The sequence below is a fragment of the Sandarakinorhabdus oryzae genome, from assembly GCF_009733735.1.
GTDB lineage: Bacteria > Pseudomonadota > Alphaproteobacteria > Sphingomonadales > Sphingomonadaceae > Sandarakinorhabdus > Sandarakinorhabdus oryzae.
This window is the reverse complement of sequence record NZ_WNJP01000111.1, coordinates 1-9,251: the sequence shown is the minus strand read 5'-3', so window position 1 is coordinate 9,251 and position 9,251 is coordinate 1. Positions and strand designations below refer to the sequence as shown.

At 66.2% G+C, this 9,251-nt stretch carries 7 protein-coding genes and 1 pseudogene; 6 read left to right on the top strand and 2 right to left on the bottom strand.

The window, feature by feature from the left end:
- Nucleotides 1–358, bottom strand: a pseudogene (locus tag GJ693_RS11025) (hypothetical protein); the annotation flags it as partial.
- A gap of 84 nt (nucleotides 359–442) precedes the next feature.
- On the opposite strand from GJ693_RS11025, the gene GJ693_RS11020 reads away from it, so the two are divergent.
- The 5 genes from GJ693_RS11020 (at nucleotide 443) to aqpZ (ending at nucleotide 5,904) form a co-directional block, all read left to right on the top strand.
- Nucleotides 443–1,180, top strand: coding sequence for a hypothetical protein (locus tag GJ693_RS11020; protein ID WP_156256354.1), 738 nt, complete (start codon nucleotides 443–445; stop codon nucleotides 1,178–1,180).
- Between the two features lie 26 nt (nucleotides 1,181–1,206).
- Nucleotides 1,207–3,261 carry a M13 family metallopeptidase gene (locus GJ693_RS11015; RefSeq protein WP_197042127.1) on the top strand — a complete coding sequence of 685 codons (2,055 nt, stop codon included), beginning with the start codon at nucleotides 1,207–1,209 and terminating at the stop codon, nucleotides 3,259–3,261.
- Between the two features lie 40 nt (nucleotides 3,262–3,301).
- Complete coding sequence (locus GJ693_RS11010) at nucleotides 3,302–4,171, top strand: CPBP family intramembrane glutamic endopeptidase (RefSeq protein WP_156256352.1); 870 nt, start codon at nucleotides 3,302–3,304, stop codon at nucleotides 4,169–4,171.
- Nucleotides 4,172–4,271: 100 nt separating this feature from the next.
- Entirely contained in the window at nucleotides 4,272–5,168 is an 897-nt protein-coding gene (locus GJ693_RS11005) for a L,D-transpeptidase (protein WP_197042126.1), read from the top strand.
- A 40-nt stretch (nucleotides 5,169–5,208) separates the two neighbouring features.
- Nucleotides 5,209–5,904 (top strand): aquaporin Z, encoded by a 696-nt coding sequence (aqpZ, locus tag GJ693_RS11000; RefSeq protein WP_156256351.1) that lies wholly within the window; start codon nucleotides 5,209–5,211, stop codon nucleotides 5,902–5,904.
- A gap of 170 nt (nucleotides 5,905–6,074) precedes the next feature.
- Here aqpZ and GJ693_RS10995 read toward each other — a convergent pair whose 3' ends face one another.
- Nucleotides 6,075–7,490, bottom strand: coding sequence for a patatin-like phospholipase family protein (locus GJ693_RS10995; protein WP_156256350.1), 1,416 nt, complete (start codon nucleotides 7,488–7,490; stop codon nucleotides 6,075–6,077).
- 147 nt (nucleotides 7,491–7,637) lie between these two features.
- On the opposite strand from GJ693_RS10995, the gene GJ693_RS10990 reads away from it, so the two are divergent.
- Nucleotides 7,638–9,251: hypothetical protein (locus tag GJ693_RS10990; protein ID WP_156256349.1), on the top strand; the 1,614-nt coding region annotated here is incomplete at its 3' end.

The window sequence follows — 9,251 nt, the reverse complement described above, 5'->3', positions numbered from 1 at the left end:
CCGGGGCGGCAGCAGCCCGCAGCACGGCGCGGCGATCGGCATAGGCGGCGGCCAGGCAGGCACGGTGATCGGGCTGGAAGGCGCACAGGCTGCGCCGCCGAATCCAGGCCGCCTGCGCTTCCCACCGGGCATCGTTTGGCCATTGCAGCAGCGCCGCGTCGAGCCCGCTCACCTCGGCATTCAGGGCGCGCAGGGCGGGGTCGCCGCAGACCAGGGTGTCGGAGGCATATTGCGGCCGCGCGCAATCGGTGCCGCGCTGTTCCAGCGGCGGTGGCACGGCCGCCGGCTGCGCCAGGGCGGTGCCAGCGCAAAGCGCAGCCAACAGGAAGGAACAAGGGAAGCGGGGAGAGATCTTCATGACGCAGACTGTCTCGCATTCCAAATCAAATAACAATCAAAAGATGATTCACCAAATCAATTAATGAATGAGATGGAGAAAAATATGAAGAACGCGACTATTTCTGCGGCGCTGTTTGCAGCCATTATTTCGGCGCAGCCAGTCCTTGCGCAACAGCAGACCAATGTGACGTTCGCGCGTGGCCAGAGCAGCGCCACGCTCAACGGTCGCATCAAGGGCAGTGCCGAACAACGCTATGTCGTCAACGCTCGCGCCGGGCAGACGCTCACCGTCAATTTTAAGCCCACCAATGCCTCGGCCTATTTCAACATCCTGGCACCGGGCAGCAGCGGCGAGGCGATGTTCGTCGGCTCCACGTCGGGCAACCGCTTTTCCGGCCCGGTCACGGTGTCGGGCCCGCATGTGGTGCAGGTCTATCTGATGCGCAGTGCCGCGCGCCGCAACGAGGTGGCGGCCTACAGCATCACCATCGGCGTGACCGGCCGTGGCGGCGGGGGCGGCGGGTTCCGGCCCAGCCAGGACGCGCTGGTGCCCGGCACCAACTACAACGCCACCGCCGAAATCCCCTGCGTCACCGCGGCCGGCATGGCAAAGACCCGCTGCAAGGCCGGCGTGATGCGCATGGCGATGGGCGAAGCAACCGTGGAGATCGCCACCGCCGATGGTGGCCAGCGCCACATCTATTTCAAGAATGGCCGGGCCAGCAGCAGCGATGCGGGCAACGCCCCGATGCAGGTGACGCGGCGCGGCGACGTCAGCATCATCCGCATCGGCCGGTATGAGGTGTACGAAATCGTTGATGCCTTCGTGGTCGGGGGCTGATGCGGCGGCGCGGTGGGAGACAGACAATGACGCACTGGAAGCATCTTGCCCTGTCCACCGCGCTGGTGGCGCTGCTGTTGCCTGGCGGGCCGGCGGCAGCAGCGCCCCCGCCAGCGGCCAAGGCCGCCATCGGGCAGTGGGGCGTTGATACTGCTGGCCTGTCAAAGGCCGTGCGGCCGGGCGATGACTTCTATCGCTATGTCAACGAGGCTTGGCTGAAGACCGCCACGCCGCCGCCCGGTGTGCCCTACATCGATGCCTTCGTGGAGGTCTACCTGTCCACCGAACAGCGGGTGGCTGGCATCATCGAACAATCCCGGCAGAGCACGGATGCGCCGGGCAGTCCGGAGCAGATGATCGGCGATTTCCACCGCTCCCACGCCAACATGGATCGCCGCAACGCGTTGGGCATCACGCCGATTGCCAGCACATTGTCGATCATTGCCGGCCTCAAGGATCGCGCCGAGCTGGCCCGGGTGATGGCCTGGCCGTGGATGGATGGATTCATCGCCGGCGGCGTGCTGGGCGATGCCGACAATCCCCGCCGCCAGATCGCCGGCGTGGGGGTGGGCGGCCTCACCATGCCGTCGCGCGATTATTATCTCGCCGATGCCGAACCCTATATCGGCCACCGCAAGGCGCTGCAGGACTACATCGCCGCCAGCTTCCGCCGCGCCGGCATTGCCGATGCCGATGCCCGCGCGGCCCGGGTGCTGGCGCTGGAGACCGAGATCGCCAAGCGGCAATGGTCGCTGGCCGAACGCCGCGACGTGGTGCGCATGAACCATGTCATGTCACCAGCCGAGCTGGACGCGTTTGCGCCGGGCTTCCCGTGGGCGGCGTTCATGGCCGAACTCAAGCTTGACGGGCAGCCGCGCATCAAGGTGACGACCGATACCGCCGTGCGCGACCTGGCGAAGCTGTTCGCCGAAACGTCGGTGGCCGATCTTCAATCCTTCCTGCTGTTCAAGACGCTGGATGGCTGGTCAGAGTCGCTGTCCGAACCATGGGTGCAAGCGTACTGGGAGTTTCACAACAAGCGGCTGTCTGACGCCGCGCAGCGGCGCCCGCGCGATCTGGAAAGCGTTGCGGCCGTCAACGCCGTGCTGGGCGAGGAGATCGGCCGCATCTATGTCGACCAGTATTTCGGTGCTTCGGATCGCGCCAAGGTCAACGAGATGGTCGGCTATCTGCGCGCCACCTTCCGGGATCGCATCAGCAAGCTTGAATGGATGGATGCCGCCACCCGCGGCGAAGCCCTGGCCAAGCTGGAGAAGGTGACCAGCCATATCGGCTTTCCGGAACGCTGGCACGACAGGTCGGGGGTGCGTATCTCGGCCGATGATCTGGTTGGCAACCAGAACCGATTGCTTGCATGGAAACAGGCGGACAGCCTGAAGAAGCTGGCCGAAGGCACCCGCGACTGGGAGTTTCCCTATTCGCCGCAGGAGATCAACGCGGGTTACAGTCCCGCCCTCAATTCGATCACCTTCCCGGCCGGTGTGCTGCAGCCGCCGTTCTTCGATCCCAAGGCCGATGCCGCGGTCAATTTCGGCTCCATCGCCGCCGTCATCGGCCATGAATTCGGCCACGGCTTCGACGATCAGGGCAGTCGCTCCGATGGCGACGGCAAACTGCGTGACTGGTGGACGCCAGCCAGCCGCGCCGAGTTCGAAAAGCGCACGGCGGGACTTGTCGGCCAGTTCGACGGCTACGATGCGCTGCCTGGCCTGAAGATCAACGGGCGCCAGAATCTCGGCGAGAATATCGGCGATCTGGGCGGGCTGTCGGTCGCCTATGCCGCCTATCAGACCTATGTGCGCGAAAAGCAGGGCGGCAAGGCGCCGGTGATCGATGGCTTCACCGGCGATCAGCGCTTCTTCCTGGCTTGGGCGCAATTGTGGCGCAACATCACCAGTGAAGGCGAGACGCGGCGGCGCACCCTGTCCGATCCGCACAGCCCCGGCGAATTTCGGGTCAATGGCATCGTCCGCAATGTCGATGCCTGGTACCGGGCGTTCAACGTCAAGCCGGGCGACAAGCTGTATCTTGCACCCGAGAAGCGGGTGAAGATCTGGTGAAAATCCTTCTGGCTTGAGGACTTGAGTTTTTTTGGCTGACATGAACACGCTCCCCGCGACGCAGCCGCCCGGGTGGTTGCGCATCGTCCAGCATCCCCTGGCCCGCTTGCTGCTGATTGGCGGGCCGCTGTTCTTCATGATGGGGACGTCCAGTGGCTTTCAGGGACAGTTTGCCGCCCAGCCTGTCGTGCGCCTTGCCGCGGTGATCGGCATGATCATCCTGTCCTTTGCCATCTATGTGGGCTTCGTGCGCTTCGTCGAGCGCCGGCCGGTCAGCGAACTGGCGCTGGCGCCCGTGGTGAAGGAACTTGGCATCGGGCTGCTGATTGGAAGCGCCCTCTATGCCGGCTGTGTGGGCATCTTGATGGTGCTGGGCATGTATCGCATCGACGGATTCAACCCGATTTCTTACATGGTGCCCGAAATCGCCGGGGCGCTGAGCAGCGGCTTCCTCGAGGAACTGGTGTTTCGTGCCGTGCTGTTCCGCATCGTGGAGGAATGGCTGGGCAGCTGGGTTTCCCTGATCGTCTCCTCCTTCGTGTTCGGCTTCCTGCACCTGATCAACCCGGAGGCCACCCTCATCGGGGCCATCTTCATCACAGTCGAAGCGGGAATCCTGCTGGCCGCAGCCTATATGGTCACCCGCCGGCTATGGATGAGCTTTGGTTTCCACATGGCGTGGAACTACACCCAGTCCGCCGTCTTCTCCGGGATCGTATCAGGCAATGCCCCCGCACCCGGCTTGATCCGTCCGACAATTCAGGGACCCGACCTGCTGACTGGCGGCCAGTTCGGCATCGAAGCCTCGCTGACGGCGTTTGGCCTGTGCACGGCAACCGGCATCGTCCTTCTCGTCATGGCCGTGCGGCGTGGGAACATCGTGCCGCTGCCCTGGCAGCGCACTGAATGAAGCGCCGGTGAGGCGCCCAGTAATCGGGGAACAATTTCAAGTGACGTACCGAACCACACGTCGTGCCGTGCTTGCTGCGGGCCTGCTTGCGCCCACGGCAGTGGCACAGACCTTGCGCGACATCCGCACGCTCAAGCCGGGCGAATTTACGTGGCACCCGGAACGATCCCCAGCCGGGCCGGTGGCGATCATCGTGTCGATTCCGGATCAGCGCGCGCATGTCTATCGCGGCGGGATCCGCATTGGTGTCTCCACCTGCTCCACCGGCAAGCCGGGTCATGAGACGCCCACGGGGGTGTTCACCATCCTGCAGAAGGACAAGGATCACAAATCCAGCACCTACAACAACGCGCCGATGCCAAACATGAACCGGCTGACCTGGGACGGCATCGCACTGCACGCCGGCAAGCTGCCCGGCTATCCGGCCAGCCATGGCTGTGTGCGGCTGCCGATGGCCTTTTCGGAGAAGGTCTTCGCCATCACCCATGTCGGCACACCCGTCATCCTGGCCGGCAGCCATGCCGATCCAGTGGATATCGTGCACCCCGGGCTGCTGCTCACCGGCGATGCCACCAGCGGCTTCGATGCCGCTGTTGCCAAGCTGAAGGGCCGCGGGCTGCCGGTTAACGAACCGGCCATCACCGTCTTGGTCAGCACGGCCAGCGGCGAGGCGGCCCTGCTGGAAAATGGCCGCACGGTCGCCACGTCCCCAACCCGCATCGCGGCAGGTTCAACCCTGGGCGAACATGTCTTGTCGCTGATCGAAGCGCACGACGGCGGCGCGGCCCTGCGCTGGCACGGGATTGGCTATGCAGAAAGCCACGGTGTGTCGGTGGAAGTGCCCCAGGGCAGCATCCTGCGCCGCGTGGGCGCCGATCCGGCCTTTGCAGCCGCCGTGCATGATCGCCTGCACCCCGGCATGTTGATGGTCACCACCGATCTGCCGCTGCATCCCGATCGCCGCTCTGCCGAGGATTTCGTGATCATGACGGCCTGAACGCCTGCTGGCCGTTTCACCCCAAGCAACAGGATTGCCTATGCTGCGCAAATTGATGGCCGAAGCGATCGGCACCTTCTGGCTGGTGTTCGGCGGCTGCGGCTCGGCCGTGCTGGCCGCCGGCTATCCCGATCTCGGGATCGGTTTTGCCGGCGTCTCGCTGGCTTTCGGCCTGACCGTGATGACCATGGCCTATGCTGTCGGCCACATCTCGGGTGGGCATTTCAACCCGGCCGTCTCGCTGGGGCTGGCAGTGGCTGGGCGCTTTTCGTGGCGGGAACTGCCGTTCTATTGGCTGGCGCAGATCGCCGGCGCGGCCCTGGCCGCGGCCGCGCTGTTCGCCATCGCGTCGGGCAAGGCCGGCTGGAGTCCCGGCGGCTTTGCCAGCAACGGCTTTGGCGACCTGTCGCCCGGTGGCTATGCGATGCCGGCCGCGCTCCTGGTCGAAGTGATCCTGACCGCAGGTTTCCTGCTCGTCATCCTGGGATCGACCTCACAGCGCGCGCCGCAGGGCTTTGCCCCGATCGCCATTGGCCTGGCCCTCACGCTGATCCACCTTGTGTCGATCCCGGTCACCAACACGTCGGTGAATCCGGCGCGGTCCACTGGTGTGGCGCTTTTCGCCGAAACGCCTGCCATGGGTCAGTTGTGGCTGTTCTGGCTTGCACCTCTTGCCGGCGCGATGATTGGCGCACTGATCTGGCGCATACTGCTTGCGGCAGACGACCCAAACTGAGGCAAAGATACGACAATCGTTTCTACCATCGAGGAGAGATGGGGGCCGATTTGGGGGCCTATGAAAAATCGTCATCTGCATAGATGTGTAATTACAACGCACTAAGATGACTTTTCGGTGCCCGCAAACGCACCACTTTCCTCCACCCCATGACCCCAGCCGACGCCGCTTCACGGATGCGGTGCGTTCAGGCCCGACAGTGGCGTCAGGGTGATCCATGGCGAGGGGCGCCGCTGTGCCTTGGTGCGGCCCAGGGAGCGCAGGCAGGCCATGAAATCGGGGTTGAAGAACCGCTCCTGCCCCTTGTCGCAGGCGCGGCTGGCGCCGCTGGCATCGGTCCAGACATGGTTCTGGTAACCGTCGGCGGTGGCCAGATTGATCTCGCCGGTCGGGTGAAACAGGCGCAGCGCCGCGATCGAGCCGATCTCGACCTGGTTGACGATGATTGACTGGGCCCGGAGCGCGGCGGTGAGCGCGTCGAACTTGCTGTCCACCTTGTCATTGTCCCCCGGCTTGCCGTCGGGGCCGAGCAACTGGGTCGGGCCGTTGCGGATCACGTAGAGCGTTGGCGGCGGCCGCACGGTGTTGCCACTGTCGTCGGTCATGCTGGCCGCGGCGGCTTCGGCAACCTTGGCCAGGAACACCGATTGGCGCACGCCGCCATCATAATAGACACGGCCGTTGATGCGCACCGGCTGGAAGAACAACGGCATTCCGGCCGACGCCAGCGCGGCGCCGGTCAGGCAGTCGCGCGCCACGCGGTTGCGGTCGCTGATGCCGGCGTAGGCCGCCCCGCTGGTGTTGGCCATCGCCTTCACATCGGCAACCACGAACTGGCCGCTTCTGGCCTCCACGAAGCCGATCAGCGCCTCGCGCTTGCTGTTGGCCAGATCGGCGATCATCGGGCAGCCCTTGGCCGGGTCGCCCTCACTGCACAGGGCGCGTTCGATGGCCTGGCGCAGCGGCTTGATCCCGGCCATTGAGCCGGTGATGGCGGTGAGCAGCGTGGAATTGGCGCTGACCAGATCGGCCTGGCGGGCCGGCGAATATTCGCGCACCAGCCGGGCATAGGCCTCCGGCGTACCGACCGTGACGAACAGGCTCTGCAGGCCGCCGGTGGAGACGCCGGTGACAATATCGGGCGCGATCGCGTTGCCTGAGGCCTGAAGGCTGCCCAGGAAGCCGGCGCCAAACGCACCCCATTGGCCGCCGCCCGACAGCAGCAGCGCGGTGACGGGACGCGGCGGGCCTTCGACGCTGCGGGTGGGGTCGGCATTTTCGAGGCGCTTGTCGGGCTTGGCGCGCTGGAACGCATCGCGCAGCGGATCGGGCCCGCGCCGCGCGACCGGCGGTGCCGGTGCCGCCAGGCCGGACAGGCTTTCCATGGCCGGCGCCGCCACGAAGCTGACATTGCCGCCAGCGTCGGACTGGATATCCTGTTCAAGCTGCGACGGCGGCAGGGCAAAAACGGTCTTGTCGAAGATTGGGCACGACAGGCTGATCGGCCCGCGCGTGGCGCAGCCTTGCAGCGCCAGCGCCAGCGCCACTGCCATCCACGGTCGCTTGTTGCCTCGCTGCGCCATCATCTGCCGGCCCCCCGGAACGTCGCTGTTGTCGATTGCGGGGGCAGGATAGGCCACACAGCGTGAAGCATGCGTGAAAGGCGGGCAAAAAATCCTTGCTTGCCCGCGACCTGCCTTGAAGTTAGCACAACGACCACTGGGGTGCGTCTGATGCCATTTTCAAAGGGGAGCAGCCATCGTCTGCGCCTGGTCGGGCCGTTCCGCCTGACCGGCCCTGACGGCGCGCGCATCGAGATCAGCAGCCGCAAGGGCCGCGCCCTGCTCGCCATGCTGGCAATGGCGCCCGATGGCGAGCGCACGCGGGGTTGGCTGCAGGACCGGCTGTGGGGCAGCCGCCCGGCCGCCCAGGCCCAGGCCAGCCTGCGCCGCGAACTGGCCAATCTGCGCCTCACGCTCAACCGGCCCGGCCAGCCACCGCTGCTGGAGGCCGATTATCAGCGCGCCTGGCTCGATCTGGCGCGGCTGGAGGTCGATGCGCTGAACGGCGGCGGACCCGGCGAGTTTCTGGAGGGCATTGATCTGCCCGGCGAGGACGGATTCGAGGATTGGCTGCGCGATCAGCGCCAGGCGCTGGAATCGGGTGGCCGGCCGCTGCCGGTGGCGCCCACCGGGCCGACTAGCGTTGCCGATCTGTTGCGTGGGGCGCCGCCAGCCATGCCGGTGCAACCGTCGATCGCGGTGCTGCCGATCGCCGATCTGTCCCCCGGCCGCGATCTGGGCTTTGTTGCCGAAGGCGTTGCCGAAGAGGTGTCGGGCGCGCTGGCCCGCTGCTCCACGCTGTTCGTGGTGGCGGCCGGTTCAGCCGAAGGGCCGCCGCTCGCCGGCAACCGGCTGGCGCTGTCTCGCCAGCTCGGCGTGCGTTACCTGGTGGAAGGCAGCGTGCGCGGCGATGGCGCCCGCGTGCGGGTCAGCCTGCGCTTGATCGACGGGCCGGCCAATCGGCAATTGTGGGCCGAAAGCTTTGAAGGCCCGATCACCGACATGTTCGGGCTGCAGGATCAGATCGCCGCCACCATTGCGCCGATGATCGATTCGCGGGTGGAGATCAGCGAACGGCAACGGGCGCTGTCATTGCCGCTGGAAACCGGTGATGCCTATCAGCTGTTCTGGCGCGCCAATGCCCTGTTCCGGCAGTGGCAGCGCGACGGCGTGCTGGAAGCGCTGGAACTGACCGCGCAACTGCTGGCGATGGAGCCCGCCAACGCCTGGGCGGCCGCGCTCGGGGCCTTCTGCCACGCGATGACCGCGGCTTCGGCCTGGACCGATGACACCCCCCATCACCGCACCGAGGCGCTGCGCCTCTATGATCTGGCACTGCGCAATGGCGGCGATGATCCGTTCGTGCTCGGCTATGCTGCCGGCGTGCAGCTGTGCCTGGGCGGCGACATGGCCGCAGCCGACCGCCTGATCGAGCGGGCGCTCGATCTGCAGCCCTCGGCCGCGTCCACGCTGTTCTGGGGCGGCTGGGTCGATGTCGCCAATGGTCGGGCCGATCGCGGGCTGGAGCGCTTCCAGCTGGCGCTGCGCCTCAACCCGCGCTCGGCGGTGCGGCCGTATAACTACACCGGCATGGCGCTGTGCCTGCTCGGCAAGGGTGAGATCGCCGACGCGCTGCTGTTGCTCAACGAAGCCGTGCAGCATCTGCCGCACTATCCGCCCACCGTGGCGGCGCTGTGCCTGGCCCAGGCGCTGTCGGGCGATGGCGCGGCGGCCACGGCCACCGCCGCGCGCCTGGCCGAACTGGGCGGGGTGGAGGGCGCGCTG

What these genes read in the sequence shown, in the direction of transcription:
- GJ693_RS10995 (WP_156256350.1), bottom strand. Translation starts at nt 7,490, where the DNA reads ATGATGGCGCAGCGAGGCAACAAGCGACCGTGGATGGCAGTGGCGCTG.
- GJ693_RS11010 (WP_156256352.1), top strand. Translation starts at nt 3,302, where the DNA reads ATGAACACGCTCCCCGCGACGCAGCCGCCCGGGTGGTTGCGCATCGTC.
- aqpZ (WP_156256351.1), top strand. Translation starts at nt 5,209, where the DNA reads ATGCTGCGCAAATTGATGGCCGAAGCGATCGGCACCTTCTGGCTGGTG.
- GJ693_RS11015 (WP_197042127.1), top strand. Translation starts at nt 1,207, where the DNA reads ATGACGCACTGGAAGCATCTTGCCCTGTCCACCGCGCTGGTGGCGCTG.
- GJ693_RS11020 (WP_156256354.1), top strand. Translation starts at nt 443, where the DNA reads ATGAAGAACGCGACTATTTCTGCGGCGCTGTTTGCAGCCATTATTTCG.